Origin of the sequence: Streptomyces sp. SS7, assembly GCF_037993025.1 — a bacterium.
Classification (GTDB): Bacteria; Actinomycetota; Actinomycetes; order Streptomycetales; family Streptomycetaceae; genus Streptomyces.
This window is the reverse complement of record NZ_CP141223.1, coordinates 3,157,849-3,178,985: the sequence shown is the minus strand read 5'-3', so window position 1 is coordinate 3,178,985 and position 21,137 is coordinate 3,157,849. Positions and strand designations below refer to the sequence as shown.

The window sequence follows — 21,137 nt, the reverse complement described above, 5'->3', positions numbered from 1 at the left end:
GTCCATCACGTCCGTCACCTTCGTCAAGAGGAAGCGGTCAGGGTGAACCGCAGGACCCCGCCCAGGACGGGCGACCGCATCCGCCGCTGGACGCCGTCGGCCGGCGCCAGCTCGGGGTGGCGCTCCCGCAGGGTGCGTACGGCGGTCTCCGCCTGGAGCCGGGCGAACGCCCCGAAGAGCGAGGTGTGCGGGCCGGACAGCGACAACTGCCCCTGCCCGGCGGGCCGGGTGAGGTCGAAGTGGTCCGGGGCCAGGAACACCTCGGGGTCCCGGTTGGCCGCGCCGACGTGGACGACGACCTGGGCACCGGCGGGGACGTCCTGCCCGGCGAGCGTGAGGTCCTCGGCGGCGATCCGGCTCTCCAGCCGCACCGGCGGCGCATGACGCAGCGTCTCCTCCACGGCCCCGGCGGCGAGTTCGGGGTCCTCGCCGAGCAGCGCCCACTGCCGGGGGTGGGCGAGCAGCGCCTCCACGGCGTTGTTGACGAGCCCTGAGGTGAGGGCGACGCCCACCGCGGCGGTCAGCACCCCGACCGCGAGGGCGTCCTCGGCGGGAGCACCGGCGCGCAGCACCGTGCTGAGCAGATCGTCACCCGGCTCGGTCCGTCGCGCCGCGACGAGGCCGCCGACGAGATCGCGGACGTCCTCGACCGCCTCGGTGAGCCGGCGGGTGACCACGAGCGGCTGGGGGCAGAGCGCCGCGTCGAGCGCGACCTCCAGGGCCGGGCAGGCGCGGGCGAACCGGTCGCGCAGTGCCTCGGGGACGCCGAGCAGCGTCGCGGCGGCCTCGGTGGCCACCGGGCGGGAGTAGTCCGCCATGAGGTCGAAGGAGGTGCCGAGCCGTTCGGCGGCCTCCTGGTGCAGGCGTTCGGCGCCCTTGCGGTGGCCGTCCGCGGCGGCCGCGCCCAGGACCGGGGCCGCCGCCCGCTCCCAGCGCGCGTGGTCGGCGTCCGGTGCGTGGAGGAAGGCCCGGTCCAGCGGGATGATGTGGCACAGCAGCGGATTGCTCCAGGCGTCGGAGAAGACGTGCCGCTGCGGGCCCGGCAGATCGGCGTGCCGCAGGCTCAGCCGGGGATCGGCCAGTATCCCGGCGGCCACCTCGTGCCGGCCGGTGACCCAGGCGCCGGCGGCGCTCTGCCACAGCGGGGTCTCCGCCTCCCGGATGCGGCGGCCGAGCGCCACCGGGTCGTCGCTCTCGGCGCGCAGCGTGAGGGCGTACGGGTCGCCGCTGGTCCCGTAGATCCAGTGGAAGCCGCGGGCGGTGAGCAGATGACGGCCGAGTTCGCTGTCGGTCTGCCGGTCCTCCTCGGCCGCCGCGGAGGTCTCTGCGGCGGTCGTCTCGTCGGTGGCCGTCCCGTCGGTCGTCGTGTCGTCGGTGGTCGTCTTCAGGCCGGTCTCGTCGGTCTCCGTGTGCGTCACGGCAGTCTCCTTCGGGGCGTGGTTCAGGTGAGGGACAGACCGCCGTCGACCGCGAGCACCGCTCCGGTCGCGTAGGCGGCGCGCGGGTCGGTGAGCTGGACGGCCCACCAGGCGATGTCCTCGGGGCGGCCGACCCGGCCGGCCGGGACGCGCGCGGCGATCTGCTGGAGGAAGCCCGCGTAGGCCTCCGGGGACATGCCGGACCGTTCACCGATGCCGGTGTCGATCACGCCCGGCGCCAGGCCGAGGACCCGGATGCCGCGGGGCGCCAGCTCCACGGCCCAGGTCCGGGTGAGGAAGTCGAGCCCGGCCTTGGCGGCGCCGTAGACCCCGTTCTCGGGCCAGGCGCGGCGGCCCAGGGCACCGGCCGAGCCGATGTTCAGCACGGTGCCGCCGCCGTCGGCCGCGAGGGCGTCCAGGGCGTGCCGGGTGAGCAGCAGCGGGGCCAGGAGGTTGCCGTCGAGCTGGTCGCGGGCGGTCTCCCGCTCGGTCTCGGCGAGTGCGGCGAATCCGCCGGTGGCCGCGTTGTTGACCAGGACGTCGATCCGGCCGAACGCGTCCAGCGCCGCGGCGGTGACCGCCCGCGGGGTGTCCGGATCGGTGAGGTCGGCGGTGAGGACGTCGATCCGGGGACGGCCCTCGGCGGTCTCGGCCAGGGTGGCGGGCGTACGGCCCACGACGAGTACACGGTCGCCCCGGTCGGCGAAGGCGCGGGCCGTGGCCCGCCCGATGCCGGTGCCGCCGCCGGTGACGATCACACCCCGGGGCGCTGTCGGGTCCTGTGCGGCGCTCATGCAGCGGACCGTAGGACGGACCGCTCGATTCGCGGTCGACTCCCGCTACGGCCGGTCGTCACGGGTCACCACCCTGTCCCTGACGAGGAGTTCGCCGGCCTCGCGGACCAGGACGTCCCGGCAGACGCACATCAGGTGCAGCCGGGCGGGGCCGCCCCGCGGCACGGCGACGACGGAGACCTGGCTCTCGGCGGTCAGCGAGCCGTCGGCCCCGGGGGTGACGGTGAGCATGCCGACCCAGTGGCGGTGGGTCTCGCCGGCGGCCGCGAGACCGGCGGCGGCCTGCCGGGCGCCCTCGGTGAGGGCGGGGCGGCCGCGCACCGGCTCCGGGAGCGAGGGTGGCGCGAAGGAGCCGTCCTCGGTGAAGGTGCCGGCCCAGCTCTCGGCCTCGCCCGAGTCCAGGAGCCGCATCTGCCGCGCGTAGAAGTGCTGCACCTCGGCGTACACGTCCGCCGGGGCCGTCGGGGCCTGTGCTGCCATGCCGTGTCCCTTCCGCCGTTCCTGTGGGCCGGGGCGGGTGCGTCGCCCGGATCGCCCGTGAGGTCACGACGGTGGCAGCGGCCCCTCCAGGATCGGTCGAGCGCGGAGCGGGCGGGCGCGCGGGCCGCCGTCGAGCCAGGCTCCAACGCTTCTCTAGCCGTGCTGGTGAGCATGGGCTGGCTCGCAGGAATCCAGCGCCGGGAGGCTCGTGTGCGCATCATCGACCTGTCCTCACCCGTGGACGGGGCGGGTTTCGAACCCGACCCCGTGGTGCACGACGTCCTCGGCCCGAAGGAGGCCGCCGCGCACATGAGCGAGGAGATGCGTGAGCACTTCGGGATCGAGTTCGATCCGGCGGAACTGCCGGAGGGCGAGTTCCTCTCGCTCGACCGCCTCCAGCTGACGACCCACACGGGGACGCACGTCGACGCGCCCTCGCACTACGGCACCCGCGCCTCCTACCGGGACGGTCCGCCGCGGCACATCGACGAGATGCCGCTCGACTGGTTCTTCCGGCCCGCGGTGGTGCTCGACCTGAGCGATCAGGGCACGGGCGCGGTCGGTGCCGACGTGGTGCGGCGGGAGCTGGACCGCGTGGGCCACACCCTGCGGCCCATGGACATCGTGCTGCTGCGGACCGGCGCCGACGCGTGGGCGGGGACGCAGAAGTACTTCACGGACTTCACCGGCCTCGACGGCTCCGCCGTACACCTGCTGCTCGACCAGGGGGTCCGGGTGATCGGCACCGACGCGTTCAGCCTGGACGCGCCGTTCGGCGACATCATCACCCGCTACCGGAGGACCGGGGATCGCTCGGTGCTGTGGCCCGCCCACATGATCGGGCGGGACCGGGAGTACTGCCAGGTCGAACGGCTCGCCGGGCTGGACCGGTTGCCGGCCCCGCACGGATTCCGGGTCGCCTGCTTCCCGGTGCGGATCGCGGGCGCGGGCGCGGGCTGGACGAGGGCGGTGGCGCTGCTCGACGAGTGACACGAGCGAGACGAGCAGGACCAGGGGGACCAAGGGTCCAGCGACACCAGCGGGACCAGCGCGCCACGAGCGGGACGCAAACGGGAGGAGACGCAATGTACGGCAGGGAACTCGCGGACGTGTACGAGGCCATCTACCGCAGCCGGGGGAAGGACTGGGGGGAGGAGGCCGAGGACGTCTCGCGGCTCGTCGCCGAACGCCGCCCGGGGGCCGACTCGCTGCTCGACGTAGCCTGCGGCACGGGCGCCCATCTCAGCGTGTTCGCCGCCCGGTTCGCGACCGCCGAGGGCCTGGAGATCGCGGAGCCGATGCGCCGGCTCGCCGAGCAGCGGCTGCCCGGCACCACGGTGCACGCGGGCGACATGCGCGACTTCTCCCTCGGCCGCAGGTACTCGGCGGTGACCTGCATGTTCTGTGCCATCGGCTATCTGGGGACGGTGGCCGACATGCGGGCCGCCATCGCGTCGATGGCCGCCCATCTGGAGCCCGGCGGCGTCCTGGTCGTCGAACCCTGGTGGTTCCCCGAGAACTTCATCGAGGGCTATGTCGCGGGTGACCTGGCCCGTGAGGAGCACCGCACCATCGCGCGGATCTCGCACACCACCCGCAAGGGCCGGGCCACCCGCATGGAGGTCCGTTTCACCGTCGGGGACGCCGCCGGAATCCAGCAGTTCACCGAGATCGACGTACTGACCCTGTTCACCAAGGAGGAGTACGTCTCCGCGTTCACCGACGCGGGCTGCTCCGTGGAATTCCTGGAGGAGGGCCCGACCGGTCGCGGCCTTTTCGTCGGCGTCCGCGCCGCCGACTGACGGACGGCGGTGTCAGGACGACATCTCGCGCGCCACCGACATCACATAGCGGCCGTAGTCCGACTGCGCCATCTTCTCGCCGAGCCGGTGGCAGCTCTCCGCGTCGATGAATCCCATGCGCAGGGCGACCTCCTCGACGCAGGCGATCCGCACGCCCTGCCGTTCTTCCAGCGTCCGCACGTACTGGGTGGCCTGGAGCAGTGATTCCGGGGTTCCGGCGTCCAGCCAGGCGAAACCGCGGCCGAGGTCGACCAGGCGGGCTCGGCCGCGCGCCAGGTAATTCCGGTTGACGTCGGTGATCTCCAGTTCTCCGCGCGCCGACGGGCGCAGGTTCTTGGCGATGTCGACCACCTCGTTGTCGTACAGGTAGAGCCCGGTGATGGCGAGGTCGGAGCGGGGCCGGACCGGCTTCTCCTCCAGGGAGACGAGGCGTCCCGAGGCGTCGGTCTCGCCCACCCCGTAGCGCTCGGGGTCCTCCACGGGATAACCGAACAGCACACAGCCCTGGACGTCCCGGACGTTGCTCTGCAGCAGGTCGTAGAAGTGGTAGCCGTGGAAGATGTTGTCCCCCAGCACCAGGGCCACGTCGTCGTCGCCCACGTGGTCGGCGCCGATGACGAAGGCCTCGGCCAGCCCGGCCGGCCGGTTCTGCACCGCGTAGTCGATCCGGACGCCGAGCTGGGAGCCGTCGCCCAGCAGCCTGCGGAACGGCTCCAGGTCGCGCTCGGTGCAGATGAGCAGGACCTCCCTGATGTCCGCGAGCATCAGTACCGAGAGCGGATAGTAGATCATCGGTTTGTCGCCGACCGGGAGCAGTTGCTTCGACACGGAGACGGTTATGGGATGGAGCCTCGTTCCCGAACCGCCGGCGAGAATAATCCCCTTCATGGATATATCCCTGTCCTCGATTTCTTTTCATGCTAACGGCGGTATTCGCACGGAAGCAAGGAAGGAAATTTCTGGTCCAGGGATATTCGAGTGGAAATAGAGGAAAAACCGGGGTTGTGTATCGACCCGTCAATATGATGTGCTGCGAGGGGATGGTGACGCCCAGTGGCACGGCATCAGCAATGGGAGGGAAGCGAATTAATGACCACTCTCGTATGGGACTACCGGCAGGAATACGAGCACGAACGCGCCGATATTCTGGACGCGGTGGAGACGGTCTTCAGCTCGGGCCAGCTCGTCCTCGGTGACAGTGTCCGCGGCTTCGAGCGGGAGTTCGCCGGCTATCACGGCGCGGGGCACTGCGTCGGCGTCGACAACGGCACCAACGCCATCAAGCTCGCCCTCCAGGCGCTCGGTGTGGGCCCCGGGGACGAGGTCGTCACCGTGTCCAACACCGCGGCCCCCACCGTGGTCGCCATCGACGCGGTGGGCGCCACCCCGGTGTTCGTCGACGTCCACCCGGACAGCTACCTCATGGACACCGACCAGGTGGCGTCCGTCCTCACCCCGCGGACCCGGTGCCTGCTCCCCGTCCACCTCTACGGACAGTGCGTCGACCTCGCCCCGCTGGAGCGGCTCGCCGCCGAGCACGACCTGCTCCTCGTCGAGGACTGCGCCCAGGCCCACGGCGCCCGCCGCGACGGCAGGCTCGCCGGCACCACGGGCGACGCCTCCGCCTTCTCCTTCTACCCGACGAAGGTGCTCGGCGCGTACGGCGACGGCGGCGCCGTGCTGACCTCCCGGGACGACGCCCACCGCGCGCTGCGCCGGCTGCGCTACTACGGCATGGAGGAGCGCTACTACGTCGTCGGCACCCCGGGCCACAACGCCCGCCTCGACGAGGTGCAGGCCGAGATCCTGCGGCGCAAGCTGCGCCGGCTCGACACCTACGTCCAGGGGCGGCAGGCCGTCGCCCGCCGCTACGAGGAGGGACTCGGCGACACCGGCCTGGTGCTGCCGCACACCGTCCCCGGCAACGAGCACGTGTACTACGTCTACACGGTGCGCCACCCCCGGCGCGACGACATCATCAAGGCCCTCAAGGCGTACGACATCGAACTCAACATCAGCTACCCCTGGCCGGTGCACACGATGTCCGGCTTCGCCCACCTCGGCTGCCCCACCGGCTCACTGCCCGTCACCGAGGAACTGGCCGGCCAGATCTTCTCGCTGCCCATGTACCCGGCCCTCGCCCCGGACGTCCAGGACAAGGTGATCAGCGCGGTGCGCGACGTGCTGGACAGCCTCTGAGCCCGTGCGGCGGACCCGGCCCGGCTCACCCCGCGCACACCGAAGGCCCGGCGGAGGGATCCCGCCGGGCCTTCGGTGTGCGCGCCCCGCCCCGGTGCTCAGCCGGCCGGGCGGGCCGCCTCCACACTGCGCAGACACGCCACCAGGCTCCGGGCCTGCACGTTCAGGTAGTGGCTGTGCCGCAGCAGCCGCGTCAGCTGGTCCATCGTCAGCCAGCGGTAGTCGGGGTGGCCGGGATCCTCGGGAACGTCGCTGTCCACGATCAGATAGCGGTTGCGGGCGTGGAAGAAGCGGCCGCCCTCCTCGGAGAGCACGGCCTCGAAACGGATGCGGTCCGGCCCGGCGGCCAGCACCTCGTCGAGATGGCGGGGCCGGGCGGCGGGCGGCAGCCAGCGGTAGCTCTCCGGGATGCACTGCACGGTCGGCGCCAGCTCCACCACGTCCGCGTACCCCGGCTCGGCGCGGGCGTGCATCAGCACGTGCGGCACCCCGTCGATCTCCCGTGACAGGAAGGCGACGACCCCCGTGCCCCGCGGCTCGATCATCGGCTGGCGCCAGGTACCGACCTCGCGCCCCGCCGCGGTCACGGAGACCCCGATGACGTCGAAGAAGCCGCCGCTCTCGTGCGAGTACCCCATCTCGCCGTGCCGCCACTCGTCCAGCGCGTTCAGGGCGATCCGCTCGGTGCGCACCGTGACCAGCGAACGGGCGCCGTTGATCCAGCTCAGCACATCGGTCATCCGGTGCAGCGCGCCGTCCGTGCGCGAGCGGTGCGGCAGACACGCCAGCACCGTCCTGAGGTCCATGTTGACGACGTCGTCCCGCGACAGCAGCCGGTACAACTGCCCCAGCGTGAACCAGCGGAAGCCGTCGAGGACCTCCACCTCGGCGGTCGTCTCCACCACCATGTTGCGGTTGCGCTTGCGGTAGAACCAGGCGCCCTGCTCCGACTGCCGGACGTCCGCCACCACCCGGTGCCGTGACGTGTCCCGGAAGTAGTCCAGGTACGGCACGGCCCTGCCCTTGTGGACGCCGGTGTAGTTGCTGCGGGTCGCCTGCACGGTGGGGGAGAGCTGGAGCCCCCCGGGGTTGCCCGGTTCCGCCTTCGCCTGTATCAGCAGGTGCGGAACCCCGTCGAACTCCTTGACCAGGACACCCAGGATGCCGACCTCGGGCTGGTCGATGATGGGCTGGGACCACGAGGGCACCGCCCCGGCCGGATCGTGCACGCGCAGACCGTGGACCGTGAAGAACTTGCCGCTGCGATGCCACAGATCACCGGTCACCGGCGTCTGGTACCACTGGTCGAGCGCGGCCAGCGGCACCCGCTCGGCCGTCGTGTAGATCCGCTCCCCGAACTCGGCGAACCAGTCGTCGAATCCGGCGGGATCGGTCAGCGGGCTCTCCACGGCCCCGGTCGACCTGGCGATACGGGCCGTCACATCGGCCATGGGAACTCCTTGTCAGGAAAAAGGGGGCGGGGACGGTGGGCGGTGTGCTCCTCGCGGCGGCTCAGTCGGCGGGCGTCTCCCAGGTCGCCCGCATCGCCTCGGCGAGCGCGATCCGCGGCTTCCAGCCGAGGAGTTCGCCCGCCAGCCGGATGTCCGCGAGGGTCCAGCCGCCGCCCTTGCTGGCCACCGGCCCGTCCTCGATCCGCAGCGCCTGCGGCGGCAGCCCCGAGGCGGCAACCAGCAGGTCCACCAGCTCCCGCATCGAGGAAGCCTCCCCGCGGCCGATGTTGACGACCCGCCCGGTGACCGGCGACGCCACGGCGAGGACCACGGCCTCGGCCAGATCGCGCACATCGATGAAGTCCCGCCGCGCGTCCGCGACCCGCAGCGTCACCGGCGTGCCCACGGACGCGGCCCGCAGCCGGTCGGCGACCGCCCCGAGGAAACTGGCCCGGGTGGTGCGGGGGCCGCACACGTTCACCGCGCGCAGCACCAGCCCGTCCACCCGGCCGGCCCGGGTGGCGTCGAGCACCAGCCGGGAGCCGGCCAGCTTCGTCCTGGCGTACATCGTCGTGGGCCGGGGCTCCAGGTCCTCGCCGATGGAGTGGGGCTCGGGCACCGGGCCGTACTCGTGGATCGAGCCCACATGGACCAGCCGCGGGGGCCGCGGCAGCCGCGCCAGGGCGCCCACCAGCCGGTCGACCAGGGTGATGTGGGCGTACTGCATCTCCTCCTCGGTCGTGCCCCAGCCGCCCGTCACATTGACCACCGCCGACACCCGGTGCCGGGTGAACAGCCCCGCCAGCTCGGCGGGCGGGACCGCCGCCACGTCCACCGCGGCGAAGACGTGGTCCGCCACCGCGGGACCGCCGCGCCGGGCGACGGCGAGCACCTCGTGCCCCTCCCGCGCCAGCGCCGCGCTCACACAGCGGCCGACACAGCCGCTGGCCCCGAGCACCGCGACCCGGGACCCCGCGGCCCGCGGCCGGCCACCGCTCAGGGCCGCCACAGTGCGGCCTCGATCCGGCGGCACTTGTCGTACTCCGGCAGGCCGCCCTCCGCCCGCACCTGCGCGAGCAGCGGCGCGGCCGTGTCCCGGGCGGACAGCAGCGGCTCCACGTCCTCGGGGATCGGCAGGCCCAGCGCGGGGTCGAGCGGGGACAGGGACATCTCGTGCTGCGCCTCGTAACTGCCGGAGAGCATGTACGACATCACCGTGTCGTCCTCCAGGGCGATGAACGCGTGCCCGACCCCGACCGGGAAGTACATGGCGCCGAAACCCTCCGGGTCCAGCACGGAGGAGTCCCAGCGGCCGAAGGTGGGCGAGCCGACCCGGATGTCCACCACGATGTCGATGGCCCGGCCCCGGGCGCAGTAGACGTACTTGGCCACGCCCGGCGGGGTGACCGTGTAGTGGATGCCGCGGACCGTGCCGCGCCGCGACTTGCTGTGGTTGGACTGCGCGACGGGGAAGAGCGGATGCCCGAGGGCCGCCACGAACGCGGGCTCCTGGTAGGGCGAGGTGAACAGCCCGCGGTCGTCCTCGAAGACGGGCGGGGTGAACGAGTACGCGCCCTGGACGGCGAGTTCGCGGAACTTCACGGCGGTGGCCATCTACCGCTCCCCTCGAACGGCGCCGGCGGCGGCCGGGTACCCGCGGTGTTCCTCCACCAGCTTCTCCAGCAGCGGAACGATGTCGTTGGGGCTCGGCGTCCCCACCATCTCCCGGCGGATCCGCGCGCAGCTCTCCGCGAACGACGGCTCCCGGAGCAGCCGCAGCACATGGTCGCGCACGTCCTGGGCGCTGTAGTGGTCGACGTCGTGCAGGTACAGCCCCGCGCCGAACTTCTCCAGCTGCTTCGCCTTGTGGATGGTGTCCCAGACCATGTCGGGCACGATCAGCTGGGGGACACCGTGCGCCAGCGCGGTCTGGAAGGTGCCGGAGCCGCCGTGGTGGATGATCGCGGAGCAGGTCGGCAGCAGCGCGTTCAGCGGCACGAAGTCGACGGCCCTGACGTTGTCCGGCAGCCGGGTCCCGGCGAGCTGCTTGGCGTTGAGCGTCGCGACCACCTCGACGTCCAGCTCCGCCAGCGCCTCGACCACTTCACCCACCGAGGCGCGGTCGCCGTCCAGCACCTCCCGGTGGGCCACGCCCAGCGTCAGACAGACCCGGGGCTCCTTCGGCGGCTCGTGCAGCCAGTCCGGCACGACGGCCTGCCCGTTGTAGGGGACGTACCGCAGCGGGACGAACGGCTGCCGCACCGGGAACCGCATCGACGGCGGCACCGGGTCGATCGTCCACTGGCCGACCGCCACCTCCTCCTCGAACTCCGCCCCGTAACGGCCGAGCGTCCAGGTCAGCCACTCGCGCAGCGGATCGTCCCGCTGCTCCGGCAGCCGCTCCGCCTGGAGGTCCAGGAAGGTCTCCCGCATCCGCCCCAGCAGGTCCAGCCCGAACAGCAGCCGGGCGTGGGCGGCGCCGGTCACCCGCGCGGCCACCGGGCCCGCGAAGGACAGCGTGTCCCAGACGACCAGGTCGGGCCGCCACTCGCGGCTGAACGCGACCAGGTCGTCGATCATGCGTTCCGGGCAGGAGTTCTGGAAGGCCATCGCCGTCATCGAGGTGAACACCCCGAGGACGTGGTCCCAGGTCAGCATCTCAGGACGGGTCTCGGTCATGTCCATCCCGGCTTCCGCCTGGCTCTCCATGATCTCGGCGTCCTCGCCCAGACCCTCGTTGACCCGCTGCATCTGCTCCTCCAGCAGCAGCGGCTCACCGACGCAGACGGCGGTCAGCCCGGTACGGGTGATGTCCTCCGCCAGATCCGGCTGGCTGGCGATCCGGACCTCGTGGCCGGCGGTCTGGAGGGCCCAGGCCAGCGGAACCTGGGCATGCATGTGGGACTTCGCGGCGAACGTGGTGAACAGGACCTTCATCGATCTCCCTTTTCGCGAGTGGTGGGGCCGGCGCTGTCCGGAGCGGCGGGCTTCACTGCCCGTCGTGGCCGACGTACCGGTGGCGCACCAGCCAGCCGTCCCCGTCGGCGACGAGGACGTCCTGGCACGACGTGCTCAGCCGGATCACGGGGGCGGAGTCCGTCGCGGTCGACACGACCAGGGCGTCGTAGCCCGTGCGCACCGAACCGTCCGGGAACCGCCAGGCCGCCGGCAGGCCCAGCCAGTGCCGGCGCACCGTGCCGGCCGGCGCCGCGGGCCGCTCCCGCACGGCCGCGGCGATCGCCGCCCGGCCGCGCACCGGCTCGGTGAACGAGCTCTGGTCGAAGACCCCGTCCTCGGTGAAGGTGTCCGCCCAGGCATCCCCCTCGCCCGCGTCGAGGAGCCGCATCTGCCGGGCGTAGAACTGCTGGACGGAGGCGTACTCGGCGGGCGTCACCGGCTCGGTACGGGCCCGCCGCTCCGCGTACTCCTTCGCGTGCCGCAGGGTGATCGTGCTGTTGCCGCCGAGCACGTCGCGGATGAAGGAGCGGGCGTCGGCGGTCGTCGCCGAGGCACCGAGCACCTTGGTGACGGCCGCCGCGTTGACGACCACCGTGTGCCGGGAGACGGCCACACAGCCCGACGGGGTCTCCCGCACCGTCCACTCCCCGGTGTGCACCGACATCAGGGCCGGTGTCTGCGACTGCTTGTACGTGATCCGCCCGTCCGGCAGGCAGATCCGCACCGAGGCCGTGGTGTGCGTCGAGCCGTCGGGGGTGCGGGTGTCCATCTCCAGGTGCTGCACGTCGGGCGTGTCCTCCTTCAGCAGCACCCGGGCCACATGCGGCAGCCGCTCCTGCCACAGCCCCGCGTCGTGCAGGAAGTCCCGCACCTTCTGCGCCGGGGCGTCGATCCGCACCACGTCCTCGAAGGTGTACGGCGCCTCGTCGGTGCCGGCGCGCAGGGCGGCGGACTCCAGCGCGGCCAGCTCTGCCCCGCTGTTGCGGTCGATCGCCTCCAGGATCCAGCGGACGTTGCGCTCCAGGTCGCCGACCGCCTCGAAGTCGTGCAGCAGCCGGACCCGGCTGCCGCCGTCGGGCAGCGCCTCGACGATCCACTCCCCGCCCATCGCGGCGACGGGCTCCTGGGAGACCTCCTGGCGGAACCTGATCCGCAGCCCCGCGCGGTCCAGGACGCGTCGTGAAATCCAGGACTTCACCTCGCCGTTGGCGGTGGCCCAGATGCGCAGCCGCTCCTCGTCGCCGGACCGCTCCAGGCACTCCACGTGCAGACTCGGCGGAAAGACGTGCGGCCAGTCCCGTGCCCGCTCCACCAGCCCGAAGACGGCCTCGGGCGCGGCGGCCACCGTGATCGTGTGCTCGGTCGTGTGCACCTCGTACGCCATGCTGATCCCCTCTGTCCGCCCGCGGCCGCGCACGCCCGGGCGCGCTGTCAGTAGTTGCCGAGCCCGCCGCAGACGTTCATCGCCTGGGCCGTGATCGACGCGGCCGTGTCGGAGAGCAGATAGCCGACCAGCCCCGCGACCTCGTCCGGGGTGGAGTAGCGGCCGAGGGGGATCTTCGCCTCGAACCTGCGCAGCACCTCGTCCTCGGTGATGTCCCAGGCGCCCGCGTAGCCCTGGCGCACCCGCTCGGCCATCGGTGTCTCGACATAGCCCGGGCAGACGGCGTTGACGGTGATGCCCGTCTTCGCCAGCTCCAGGCCCAGGGCCTTGGTGAAGCCGACCACGCCGTGCTTCGACGCCGAGTACGGCGCTCCCAGCGCCACGCCCTGCTTGCCGCCCGTCGAGGCGATGTTGACGATCCGTCCGGAGCCGCGCTCCAGCATCCCGCCCGTCGTCAGCACCTCGCGGGTCACCCGGAAGACGCTGTTGAGGTTGGTCTCGATCACATCGAGCCACAGCTCGTCGGGGATCTGCGCGGTGTGCCCGCCGCCGCTGCGGCCGGCGTTGTTCACCAGCGCGTCGACGGGACCGAACCGGTCCCTGGCCTCCTGCACGAAGGCACGCACCCGCGCGGTGTCCCGCACGTCGCAGGCGGCGCCGTCGACGTCGAGCCCCGCCTCGCGCAACTCCTTGACGGTGTGGGCGACCCGGTCGCCGTCGCGGGCGCAGAGGAAGACCCGCGCACCGCCCTCGGCCAGACTGCGGGCCACGGCGAGACCGATCCCGCTGGTCGCACCGGTGACGACGGCGACGCGTGCTGCTGCTGGCGACATGAAGGCTCCTCAGCGGTCCCTGCGGTGGGCTGTCGGACGACTGCGAGGGTGTCAGCGGCCGCTCGAAACACGCTCGACCCCCGGCCCGGCCCCGGCTCCAGCGGCCTTCCACCCGCCTGCGAGACCGGGCACGCAGCGTGGAACGACACGAACGACCGCGCGATGTCAAGCGAGGCCGGGTCACACGAACGAGCCAGAAACCGACCTGGTGACTGGGGACAACACCGGGCAACGAGGAGGCCAGTGATGACGCATCAGGAGCCGGAAGCCAAGGAGGCCGGCGCCGTCACCTTCGTGAACACCTTCACCGTGCACGCCGAACCCGAGGTGTTCGAGAGGGAGTTCGCGAGGACGTCCGAGTTCATGGCACAGCAGCCGGGCTTCGTCCGGCACACCCTCTGCCGGCACACCGAGCGACCCGGCCAGTACGTCAACGTCGCCGAGTGGCAGGACGCCGCCTCGTTCCGCGCGGCCGTCTCGCACCCCGACTTCAAGCCGCACGCCGGAGCGCTGCGCGCCCTGAGCGAGAGCCGGCCGGAACTGTACCGGGCCCGGCTGCGCCGCGACGGCGACGCGGCGCCCGAGGGCCCGGGGCTCGACCCGGCGACCGACGCGGGGGAGGACGTATGACGGCCCGCCGGGTGGTCGTCACCGGACTGGGCGTGGTCGCCCCGGGCGGGATCGGCACCAAGGCGTTCTGGGAACGCATCGTCTCCGGTGTCTCCGCGACCAGGACCATCACCGCCTTCGACCCGGCCCCGTTCCGCTCCCGGATGGCCGCCGAATGCGACTTCGACGGGGCCCGCTCGGGACTGTCGGCCCGGGACACCGCGCGCCTGGACCGCGCCACCCAGTTCGCCCTGGTCGCCACCCGCGAGGCACTGGCCGACAGCGGCGTGGAGATCGACGGCACCAACGCGCACCGGACCGGCGTCAGTCTCGGCTCCGCCGTGGGGTGCACCCAGAAACTGGAGGAGGAGTACGTCGCGCGCAGCGGCGGCGGGCAGCAGTGGCTCGTCGACCACGCGGCGGGCACCCCGTACCTGTACGACTACTTCGTGCCCAGCTCCATGGCCGCGGAAGTGGCCTGGGAGGCCGGCGCGGAGGGGCCCGCCGCGCTCGTCTCGGCGGGCTGCACCTCCGGCCTCGACTCCCTGGGGCACGCCGTCGAACTCATCAGGGAGGGCAGCGCCGACATCATGATCGCCGGGGGCAGTGACGCTCCCATCGCGCCGATCACCGTGGCCTGCTTCGACGCCATCAAGGCGACCTCGCCGCGCAACGACACCCCCGGCCACGCCTCGCGGCCCTTCGACCGGACCCGCAGCGGCTTCGTCCTCGGCGAGGGCGCGGCCGTCCTCGTCCTGGAGGAGCGGGAGTCGGCCCTGCGGCGGGGTGCCGACGTCTACGCCGAGATCGCCGGCTTCGCCGCGCGGGCCAACGCCCACCACATGACCGGACTGCGCCCCGACGGGCGGGAGATGGCCGCCGCCATCACCGGCGCGCTCGACGACGCCCGGATCGACCGCGCGTCCGTCGGCTACGTCAACGCGCACGGCACGGCCACCCGGCAGAACGACATCCACGAGACGGCCGCGATCAAACACAGCCTGGGCGAGCACGCCCACCGGGTCCCGGTCAGCTCGATCAAGGCCGTCATCGGCCACTCGCTCGGCGCCGTCGGCTCCATCGAGGCCGCCGCCTCCGCCCTGGTGATCCGGCACGGCGTGGTGCCGCCCACGGCGGGACTGTACGAGCCGGACCCCCAACTCGACCTGGACTACGTGCCGTTGACCGCGCGTGACCAGCGCACCGACACCGTGCTGACGGTGGGCAGCGGCTTCGGCGGCTTCCAGAGCGCGATGGTGCTCACCGCCGCCGACGGGAGGCGCCCATGACCGCCACGGCCGTGGTCACCGGGATCGGCGTGCTCGCGCCCAACGGGATCGGCGCCCGGGAGTACTGGTCGGCGACCCTGCGCGGGGAGAGCGGCATCGGCCGCATCACCCGCTTCGACCCCTCCCCCTACCCCTCCCGGCTGGCCGGCGAGGTCACCGGGTTCTCGGTGCGCGACCACATCCCCAGCCGTCTCGTCCCGCAGACCGACCGCACCACCCAGTTCGCCCTGGCGGGCTCCGACTGGGCGCTCGCGGACTCCGGGCTGACCGCCGACAGCCTGCCCGCGGACGAGCGCGGGGTGGTCACCGCCAGCGCCTCCGGCGGGTTCGAGTTCGGCCAGCGCGAACTGGGCCACCTGTGGGGCAAGGACCCCAAGCACGTCAGCGCGTACATGTCCTTCGCCTGGTTCTACGCGGTCAACTCCGGCCAGGTCTCCATCCGGCACGATCTGCGCGGACCCACCGGAGTCGTCGTCACCGACCAGGCGGGCGGGCTCGACGCGGTCGCCCAGGCCCGGCGCCGGATCCGCGGCGGCACCCCGCTCATGCTGACGGGCGGCATGGACGCCTCGCTGTGTCCGTACGGCTTCGCCGCGCAGATCTCCGCCGGCATCCTCAGCGGGAGCGAGGACCCGGCCCGCGCCTACCTGCCCTTCGACGCCGCGGCCGACGGGCACGTGCCCGGCGAGGGCGGGGCGATGCTGACCCTGGAGGACGCGGAGCGGGCCCGGCAGCGCGGGGCCCGCTGCTACGGCGAGATCAGCGGGTACGCCGCCACCTTCGACCCCCGCCCCGGCTCGGGCCGCCCCGCCAACCTGGAGCGGGCCGTGCGCGGCGCGCTGGCCGACGCGGGGCTGCGTTCCGAGGACATCGCCTTCGTCCTCGCGGACGGCGCCGGTGAACCGGAGGCCGACCGCGTCGAGGCGCAGGCCCTGACCGCGGTCTTCGGGCCGGAGGGCGTACCGGTCACGGTCCCCAAGACCATGACCGGCCGCCTCTACGCGGGTGCCGCGCCGCTCGACCTCGTCACGGCCCTCTTCGCGCTACGCGACGGCGTCGTCCCGCCGACCGTCCATGTCGACCGGCCGGCGGCGGAGTACGCCATCGACCTGGTGACCGGCGCCCCCCGCCCCGTCGACGGCGACGCCGCGCTCGTCCTGGCCCGGGGGCGCGGGGGCTTCAACAGCGCCATGGTCGTACGCCGCCCACCGGGGCCTTGAGCCCTGGCCCGACTGCCCTGACGCACGGGCCGTCCGATCTAGGACTGCCCGATCTACGACTGCCCGATCTACGACCGTCCGATCCCTGACAGAGATCCACCACCCGTCAGTCCGTCAGTCCGTCAGTCCGTCATCCCGTCCGGCCGCGCCGTACGTGGTCGGCCCCACCGCGGCCCCCGGGGTCGCCCCTTGGAGATGTCATGTCCGCTTTCACGATGGAAGACCTGTTCCGGATCATGCGGGAGTGCGCAGGCGAGGAGGAGGCCGTCGACCTGTCGAGCGCCGCCGCGGACCAGGAGTTCGCCGTGCTCGGCTACGACTCGCTGGCCCTCATGGAGGCGATCAGCAGGGTGGAGCGCGGCTTCGGGGTCGAGCTGCCCGAGGACACGCTCGGCGAGGCGCTGACCCCGGCGGCCTTCGTCGACGCCGTCAACGCCGCGCTCGCCGACCGCACGCCCGCGGTGGAGGCCGCCGGATGACCGAGGCGGGCCGGGCGCCGGACCTGCGGATCGCGGGGTGCGCAGCCTGGCTGCCACCCCGTACCGCGGTCGCGGACGCCGTCGCGGCCGGGCGGTGCGACGAGGCCCTGGCCACGACCACCGGCATGGTGGCCGTGGCCGTGGCCGAGGACGAGCCGGCCCCGGAGATGGCGGCCCGCGCCGCCCGCACCGCCCTCGGCCGCTCCGGCTCCGACGAGGTCTCGCTGATCCTGCACGCCAGCTTCTTCTACCAGGGGCACGACCTGTGGGCGCCCGCCTCGTACGTCCAGCGCACCGCCGTCGGCAACCAGTGCCCCGCGATCGAGGTCGGCCAGGTCTCCAACGGCGGCATGGCCGCGCTCGGGCTCGCCCTCGACCATCTGCGGGCCGGCCCGGCGGCCGGCGAGGCGGACCGGCGTGTGCTGGTGACGACGGGGGACGCCTTCCGCCCGCCCGGGTTCGACCGCTGGCGCAGTGACTCCGGCACGTTCTACGGGGACGGGGGCACCGCCCTCGTGCTGTCCGCGCGGGAGGGCTTCGCCCGTATCCGGGGCCTGGCCACCGTCTCCGTACCGGAACTGGAGGGGATGCACCGCGGGGACGACCCCTTCGGCAGCGCCCCGTTCAGCCACCGGCCGGTCGTCGACCTGGACGCCTGCAAGAAGGACTTCCTGGCCACCCACCGGGTGACCCAGGTGATCGCGGCGAGCGGGGCGGCGCAGGACGCCGCCGTGGAACGGGCCCTCGCCGAAGCGGGGGTGGCACTCGCCGACGTGGACCGCTTCGTCCTTCCCCACCTGGGCCACAAGCGGCTGCGGGCGGGCTACCTCGCCCGCTTCGGGATCGCCGAGGAGCGCACCACCTGGCACTGGAGCCGGGGGATCGGGCACCTCGGCGCCGGCGACCAGATCGCCGGGTTCGACCACCTGGTCGGCTCGGGGAGCCTGGGCGCCGGGGACCTGGTCGTGCTGATGGGCGTGGGGGCGGGGTTCACCTACTCCTGCGCGGTCGTCGAAATGCTGGAACGGCCCGCCTGGGCGGAGCCGACGCACCCGGGAGGTGCCGTATGACCGCCGTCGTAGGACCGCTGCCCGTGGCCCTGCTGTTGCCCGGCCAGGGGTCGCAGCATCCGCGGATGGCGGTGGGGCTCTACGGGCATGAGCCGGTGTTCACGGCGGCGATGGACGAGTTCTTCGAGGCGGCGGGCGGGGAGGGCGCTCGTCTGCGCGAGGACTGGCTCGCCGAACGGCCCGCCACGGACCTGGACCACGTCACCCGTTCCCAGCCGCTGCTCTTCGCCGTGGACCACGCGCTGGGCCGGGTGGTGCTGAGCCGGGGCGTGCGCCCGGTGGCCCTGCTGGGGCACAGCATCGGGGAGCTGGCCTCGGCCGTACTGGCCGGGGTGTTCGTGCTGCGCGACGCGACCGGCCTGGTCCTCGACCGGGTGCGACGGCTGGCCGGGGCCCCGCCCGGCGGCATGCTCGCGGTCGCCGCGTCCACGGCGGAGGTGACCCCTTATCTGAGCGGGGACGTCGTGGTCGGCGCGGTCAACGCCCCGCGCCAGACCGTGCTCGCCGGGCCCGACGGCCCGTTGGACAAGGTCGGCCGTACACTGCGCGAGGCCGGGTTCACCTGCCGTCGGGTGCCGTCGCTCAGCGCCTTCCACAGCCCGGTCCTCGAACCCGCCTGCCGGGGCGCCGCCGAACGCTTCGCCGCGGTGGACCGGAGCGCCCCGTCCCTGCCCGTCCACTCCGCCTATACGGCCGCCCCGTTGACGGAGGCCGACATCGACGACCCCGCCTTCTGGGCGCGCCAGCCGGTGGCCCCGGTGCTCTTCTGGCCCGCGCTGGAGGGGCTGTTGGCCACCGGTGACCATCTGCTGGTGGAGGTGGGGCCGGGACAGGGACTGTCCCAGGTGGCCCGCCGGCACCCGGCGGTCCGGCGCGGGACCAGCGAGGTCGTGTCCCTGCTGCCGGCCCGCCCGGGCCCCCCGGAGGCGGACCGGGCCGCAATGGAGACCGCGATGGCCCGCGTGGCCGCGGCGGGCCCCCCGACCGGCCGCAAGACGGCCTGACCGGTCTCCCGTCGGCCGACCGGTCTCCCACCGCCGGACCGCGGTCGCAGACGGCCGATGCCCCGCCTCCCGACGGAGGCGGACCGGGCCGCCGTGGCCGCAGCGGGCCCCCCGACCGGCCGCAAGACGGCCTGACCGGGCTCCCGTCGCCTGACCGGTCTCCCACCGTCGGACCGCGGTCGTCGGCGGCTGATGCCTCGCCTCTCGACGGAGGCGGACCGGGCCGCCGTGGCCGCAGCGGGCCCCCGACCGCCCGCACGACCGCCCGACCGCCCGCACGACCGCCTGACCGCCCGCACGACCGCCTGACCGCCCGCACGACCGCCTGACCGGGCTCCCGTCGCCTGACCGGGCTCCCGTCGGTCGACCGGTCTCCCACCGCCGGACCGCGGTCGCAGGGCCGATGCCCCGCCCCCGAGTTCACGTGGGCGGGGCATCGGTCGTGGCGGCCCCAACGGCACCCGGGGACACGGCCCCCGGCCCCCCGGTCCACGCCCCGGGCCAGGGCGGTGGCGAGCGGGTGCGGGATTCTGCCGATCCCGGCGGGCGACGACCAGCGCCACGCGCCCCGCACCGGGTGCCGGACGAGCCGGTCGAGGAGTTCCAGGGGTGCGTACGGTCAGGTGCTCACGGTCGCCGTGACATAGCGCACCGGCGTGTCGATCGTGAGCGGCCCGTCCCCGTCCCGCATCGCGTCCAGCGAGGTGATCAGCCGCTCCCGCAGCTGCCGCCGCTTGTCGTCCGAGAGGTGGTTCCAGAGCAGGCGCATGCCCTGCGTGTGGGACCAGTCCACCCATGCCCGCCCCGACTCGGCCACCAGCCGAACGCCCTCGTCGACGACCGCCACCTCCTGGAATCCGGCCTTCTCCAGCGTGCGGCTCAGGTCGGCCGGGTCCGCGAGCCAGCTGTTGAACCGCTGCTGCAGCCGCTCTGGCTGCCACTGCGGCGGCAGGTCGAGCAGCAGTTCGCGCGGGATCAGCTCGGTGAACACCGGCGGCAGGAAGGGGAAGGTGTCGTCGCTGAACACCGGGCTGGTGAACGCGAGCCGCCCGCCGGGCGAGAGCAGCGGCGCGTAACGGGCGAGGGCGGCGGGCGCGTCGGGCAGGAAGATGACGCTGTAGCTGCCCAGCACCACGTCGAAGGAGCGCGGCGCGAAGTCCGGGTGCTCCCCGTCCATCACCCGCAGCTCCACCGTGCGGGCACCCCGCCGCGACGCCTCCTTCGCGGCCTCCTCGATCATCGCCTCGGCGACGTCGATGCCGACCACACGGCCGTCCGGCCCCACGCGTTCGGCGGCCGGGAAGACACAGGCCCCGCGGCCGCAGCCCACGTCGAGGACCCGCTCGCCCTCCCGGGGGGCCGCGCGTTCCACCAGACGCCGGCCCATCGGAGTGAAGAACTCCACGCCGAGCCGGTCGTAGGAGGCCGCAGCGCTGTTGAAGGCGGCCGCCACTTCGGATTTGTACGTGGACGTGTCCACTGACCCTCCCGCTCTCTCGGTGGACACCCCACCTTTCCGGCCCCGTCTCGGGCACGGATGGAGGGGTCTTGGAGCGCCACTGGAATGCGGCTGGACAAAAAGCAAAGAAGTCCGTGGGAGGCCTGTCGGCTCTTGCTCCCGGTGATGTCGTCTCCTAAGAATTGATGCGTCACGCACTGCACCGCACCGTACTGCACCGCACTGCACCGACCGATTCGGGAGGGAAATACGTGAGCGACCAGATAGCCAGCGTTCGGCGCCTGGTGGAGGCGTACAACACCGGGAAAACGGACGACGTGGCCGAGTACATCCACCCGGAATACATGAATCCGGGAACTCTGGAATTCACCTCGATGCGCGGCCCCGAGCTTTTCGCGATCAATGTCGCATGGGTCAAGAAGACCTTCTCCGAGGACGCCCGCCTGGAAGAGGTGGGCATGGAGGAGAACGGCGACTGGGTCCGCGCCCGGCTGGTGCTCTACGGGCGGCACGTCGGTGAGCTGGTCGGCATGGCGCCCACCGGGCGGCTGTTCTCCGGCGAGCAGATCCACCTCCTCCACTTCGTCGACGGAAAGATCCACCACCACCGTGACTGGCCCGACTACCAGGGCACCTACCGCCAGCTCGGCGAGCCGTGGCCGGAGAAGGAGCACCGCCGCTCGTGACA

At 72.9% G+C, this 21,137-nt stretch carries 21 protein-coding genes; 10 read left to right on the top strand and 11 right to left on the bottom strand.

Going from position 1 to position 21,137, the window contains the following annotated elements; genetic code table 11:
• Positions 1 to 23: 23 nt before the first annotated feature.
• From U5640_RS14455 to U5640_RS14445, 3 genes are read right to left on the bottom strand one after another with little or no spacing between them, the layout of a single operon-like run.
• Positions 24 to 1,418, bottom strand: coding sequence for a P450-derived glycosyltransferase activator (locus U5640_RS14455; RefSeq protein ID WP_340376210.1), 1,395 nt, complete (start codon positions 1,416 to 1,418; stop codon positions 24 to 26).
• A gap of 23 nt (positions 1,419 to 1,441) precedes the next feature.
• Positions 1,442 to 2,212: an SDR family oxidoreductase gene (locus tag U5640_RS14450; RefSeq protein ID WP_340376209.1), complete on the bottom strand. Its 771-nt coding sequence runs from the start codon at positions 2,210 to 2,212 to the stop codon at positions 1,442 to 1,444.
• Positions 2,213 to 2,257: 45 nt separating this feature from the next.
• Positions 2,258 to 2,692, bottom strand: coding sequence for a nuclear transport factor 2 family protein (locus U5640_RS14445; protein ID WP_340376208.1), 435 nt, complete (start codon positions 2,690 to 2,692; stop codon positions 2,258 to 2,260).
• 210 nt (positions 2,693 to 2,902) lie between these two features.
• Between U5640_RS14445 and U5640_RS14440 the strand changes: the two genes are divergently transcribed.
• Positions 2,903 to 3,682, top strand: coding sequence for a cyclase family protein (locus tag U5640_RS14440; RefSeq protein WP_340376207.1), 780 nt, complete (start codon positions 2,903 to 2,905; stop codon positions 3,680 to 3,682).
• 95 nt (positions 3,683 to 3,777) lie between these two features.
• Positions 3,778 to 4,494, top strand: a complete 717-nt coding sequence (locus tag U5640_RS14435) for a class I SAM-dependent methyltransferase (protein WP_340376206.1) — start codon at positions 3,778 to 3,780, stop codon at positions 4,492 to 4,494.
• A gap of 12 nt (positions 4,495 to 4,506) precedes the next feature.
• Here the strand turns inward: U5640_RS14435 and rfbA are convergent, their stop codons facing one another.
• Positions 4,507 to 5,382, bottom strand: coding sequence for a glucose-1-phosphate thymidylyltransferase RfbA (gene rfbA, locus U5640_RS14430; protein ID WP_340376205.1), 876 nt, complete (start codon positions 5,380 to 5,382; stop codon positions 4,507 to 4,509).
• A gap of 201 nt (positions 5,383 to 5,583) precedes the next feature.
• Between rfbA and U5640_RS14425 the strand changes: the two genes are divergently transcribed.
• Positions 5,584 to 6,693: a DegT/DnrJ/EryC1/StrS family aminotransferase gene (locus U5640_RS14425; protein WP_340376204.1), complete on the top strand. Its 1,110-nt coding sequence runs from the start codon at positions 5,584 to 5,586 to the stop codon at positions 6,691 to 6,693.
• 98 nt (positions 6,694 to 6,791) lie between these two features.
• Here U5640_RS14425 and U5640_RS14420 read toward each other — a convergent pair whose 3' ends face one another.
• The 6 genes from U5640_RS14420 to U5640_RS14395 all read right to left on the bottom strand — a co-directional run bounded on the left by U5640_RS14420 (position 6,792) and on the right by U5640_RS14395 (position 13,319).
• Positions 6,792 to 8,144 (bottom strand): NDP-hexose 2,3-dehydratase family protein, encoded by a 1,353-nt coding sequence (locus U5640_RS14420; protein ID WP_340376203.1) that lies wholly within the window; start codon positions 8,142 to 8,144, stop codon positions 6,792 to 6,794.
• Between the two features lie 61 nt (positions 8,145 to 8,205).
• Positions 8,206 to 9,153 (bottom strand): NAD(P)-dependent oxidoreductase, encoded by a 948-nt coding sequence (locus U5640_RS14415; protein ID WP_340376202.1) that lies wholly within the window; start codon positions 9,151 to 9,153, stop codon positions 8,206 to 8,208.
• Complete coding sequence (locus U5640_RS14410) at positions 9,141 to 9,758, bottom strand: dTDP-4-dehydrorhamnose 3,5-epimerase family protein (RefSeq protein WP_340376201.1); 618 nt, start codon at positions 9,756 to 9,758, stop codon at positions 9,141 to 9,143. The genes U5640_RS14415 and U5640_RS14410 overlap by 13 nt, the downstream gene beginning before the upstream one ends.
• Entirely contained in the window at positions 9,759 to 11,081 is a 1,323-nt protein-coding gene (locus U5640_RS14405; RefSeq protein WP_340376200.1) for an activator-dependent family glycosyltransferase, read from the bottom strand.
• Positions 11,082 to 11,133: 52 nt separating this feature from the next.
• Positions 11,134 to 12,486 (bottom strand): SRPBCC family protein, encoded by a 1,353-nt coding sequence (locus U5640_RS14400; protein WP_340376199.1) that lies wholly within the window; start codon positions 12,484 to 12,486, stop codon positions 11,134 to 11,136.
• Positions 12,487 to 12,533: 47 nt separating this feature from the next.
• The gene (locus U5640_RS14395) at positions 12,534 to 13,319 is read right to left on the bottom strand and encodes an SDR family NAD(P)-dependent oxidoreductase (protein ID WP_340376198.1); all 786 of its coding nucleotides are present in this window, start codon (positions 13,317 to 13,319) and stop codon (positions 12,534 to 12,536) included.
• 246 nt (positions 13,320 to 13,565) lie between these two features.
• Between U5640_RS14395 and U5640_RS14390 the strand changes: the two genes are divergently transcribed.
• From U5640_RS14390 to U5640_RS14365, 6 genes are all read left to right on the top strand, one after another.
• Positions 13,566 to 13,949, top strand: a complete 384-nt coding sequence (locus tag U5640_RS14390; RefSeq protein ID WP_340376197.1) for an antibiotic biosynthesis monooxygenase family protein — start codon at positions 13,566 to 13,568, stop codon at positions 13,947 to 13,949.
• Complete coding sequence (locus U5640_RS14385) at positions 13,946 to 15,217, top strand: beta-ketoacyl-[acyl-carrier-protein] synthase family protein (RefSeq protein WP_340376196.1); 1,272 nt, start codon at positions 13,946 to 13,948, stop codon at positions 15,215 to 15,217. The genes U5640_RS14390 and U5640_RS14385 overlap by 4 nt, the downstream gene beginning before the upstream one ends.
• Positions 15,214 to 16,437: a ketosynthase chain-length factor gene (locus U5640_RS14380; protein ID WP_340376195.1), complete on the top strand. Its 1,224-nt coding sequence runs from the start codon at positions 15,214 to 15,216 to the stop codon at positions 16,435 to 16,437. The genes U5640_RS14385 and U5640_RS14380 overlap by 4 nt, the downstream gene beginning before the upstream one ends.
• A 200-nt stretch (positions 16,438 to 16,637) precedes the next feature.
• Positions 16,638 to 16,916 carry an acyl carrier protein gene (locus U5640_RS14375; RefSeq protein ID WP_340376194.1) on the top strand — a complete coding sequence of 93 codons (279 nt, stop codon included), beginning with the start codon at positions 16,638 to 16,640 and terminating at the stop codon, positions 16,914 to 16,916.
• Complete coding sequence (locus U5640_RS14370) at positions 16,913 to 17,986, top strand: ketoacyl-ACP synthase III family protein (RefSeq protein WP_340376193.1); 1,074 nt, start codon at positions 16,913 to 16,915, stop codon at positions 17,984 to 17,986. Before U5640_RS14375 ends, U5640_RS14370 begins: the two co-directional genes overlap by 4 nt.
• Positions 17,983 to 18,990, top strand: a complete 1,008-nt coding sequence (locus U5640_RS14365; protein WP_340376192.1) for an acyltransferase domain-containing protein — start codon at positions 17,983 to 17,985, stop codon at positions 18,988 to 18,990. The genes U5640_RS14370 and U5640_RS14365 overlap by 4 nt, the downstream gene beginning before the upstream one ends.
• 619 nt (positions 18,991 to 19,609) lie before the next feature.
• On the opposite strand, the gene U5640_RS14360 is transcribed toward U5640_RS14365, so the two are convergent.
• On the bottom strand, positions 19,610 to 20,470 hold the full coding sequence (locus U5640_RS14360; protein ID WP_340376191.1) for a class I SAM-dependent methyltransferase: 861 nt from the start codon (positions 20,468 to 20,470) through the stop codon (positions 19,610 to 19,612).
• A gap of 230 nt (positions 20,471 to 20,700) precedes the next feature.
• Between U5640_RS14360 and U5640_RS14355 the strand changes: the two genes are divergently transcribed.
• Positions 20,701 to 21,135 carry an ester cyclase gene (locus tag U5640_RS14355; RefSeq protein WP_340376190.1) on the top strand — a complete coding sequence of 145 codons (435 nt, stop codon included), beginning with the start codon at positions 20,701 to 20,703 and terminating at the stop codon, positions 21,133 to 21,135.
• Positions 21,136 to 21,137 lie beyond the last annotated feature (2 nt).

What these genes read in the sequence shown, in the direction of transcription:
- U5640_RS14450 (WP_340376209.1), bottom strand. Translation starts at nt 2,212, where the DNA reads ATGAGCGCCGCACAGGACCCGACAGCGCCCCGGGGTGTGATCGTCACC.
- U5640_RS14445 (WP_340376208.1), bottom strand. Translation starts at nt 2,692, where the DNA reads ATGGCAGCACAGGCCCCGACGGCCCCGGCGGACGTGTACGCCGAGGTG.
- U5640_RS14435 (WP_340376206.1), top strand. Translation starts at nt 3,778, where the DNA reads ATGTACGGCAGGGAACTCGCGGACGTGTACGAGGCCATCTACCGCAGC.
- rfbA (WP_340376205.1), bottom strand. Translation starts at nt 5,382, where the DNA reads ATGAAGGGGATTATTCTCGCCGGCGGTTCGGGAACGAGGCTCCATCCC.
- U5640_RS14425 (WP_340376204.1), top strand. Translation starts at nt 5,584, where the DNA reads ATGACCACTCTCGTATGGGACTACCGGCAGGAATACGAGCACGAACGC.
- U5640_RS14420 (WP_340376203.1), bottom strand. Translation starts at nt 8,144, where the DNA reads ATGGCCGATGTGACGGCCCGTATCGCCAGGTCGACCGGGGCCGTGGAG.
- U5640_RS14410 (WP_340376201.1), bottom strand. Translation starts at nt 9,758, where the DNA reads ATGGCCACCGCCGTGAAGTTCCGCGAACTCGCCGTCCAGGGCGCGTAC.
- U5640_RS14405 (WP_340376200.1), bottom strand. Translation starts at nt 11,081, where the DNA reads ATGAAGGTCCTGTTCACCACGTTCGCCGCGAAGTCCCACATGCATGCC.
- U5640_RS14400 (WP_340376199.1), bottom strand. Translation starts at nt 12,486, where the DNA reads ATGGCGTACGAGGTGCACACGACCGAGCACACGATCACGGTGGCCGCC.
- U5640_RS14395 (WP_340376198.1), bottom strand. Translation starts at nt 13,319, where the DNA reads ATGTCGCCAGCAGCAGCACGCGTCGCCGTCGTCACCGGTGCGACCAGC.
- U5640_RS14390 (WP_340376197.1), top strand. Translation starts at nt 13,566, where the DNA reads ATGACGCATCAGGAGCCGGAAGCCAAGGAGGCCGGCGCCGTCACCTTC.
- U5640_RS14385 (WP_340376196.1), top strand. Translation starts at nt 13,946, where the DNA reads ATGACGGCCCGCCGGGTGGTCGTCACCGGACTGGGCGTGGTCGCCCCG.
- U5640_RS14380 (WP_340376195.1), top strand. Translation starts at nt 15,214, where the DNA reads ATGACCGCCACGGCCGTGGTCACCGGGATCGGCGTGCTCGCGCCCAAC.
- U5640_RS14375 (WP_340376194.1), top strand. Translation starts at nt 16,638, where the DNA reads ATGTCCGCTTTCACGATGGAAGACCTGTTCCGGATCATGCGGGAGTGC.
- U5640_RS14370 (WP_340376193.1), top strand. Translation starts at nt 16,913, where the DNA reads ATGACCGAGGCGGGCCGGGCGCCGGACCTGCGGATCGCGGGGTGCGCA.
- U5640_RS14365 (WP_340376192.1), top strand. Translation starts at nt 17,983, where the DNA reads ATGACCGCCGTCGTAGGACCGCTGCCCGTGGCCCTGCTGTTGCCCGGC.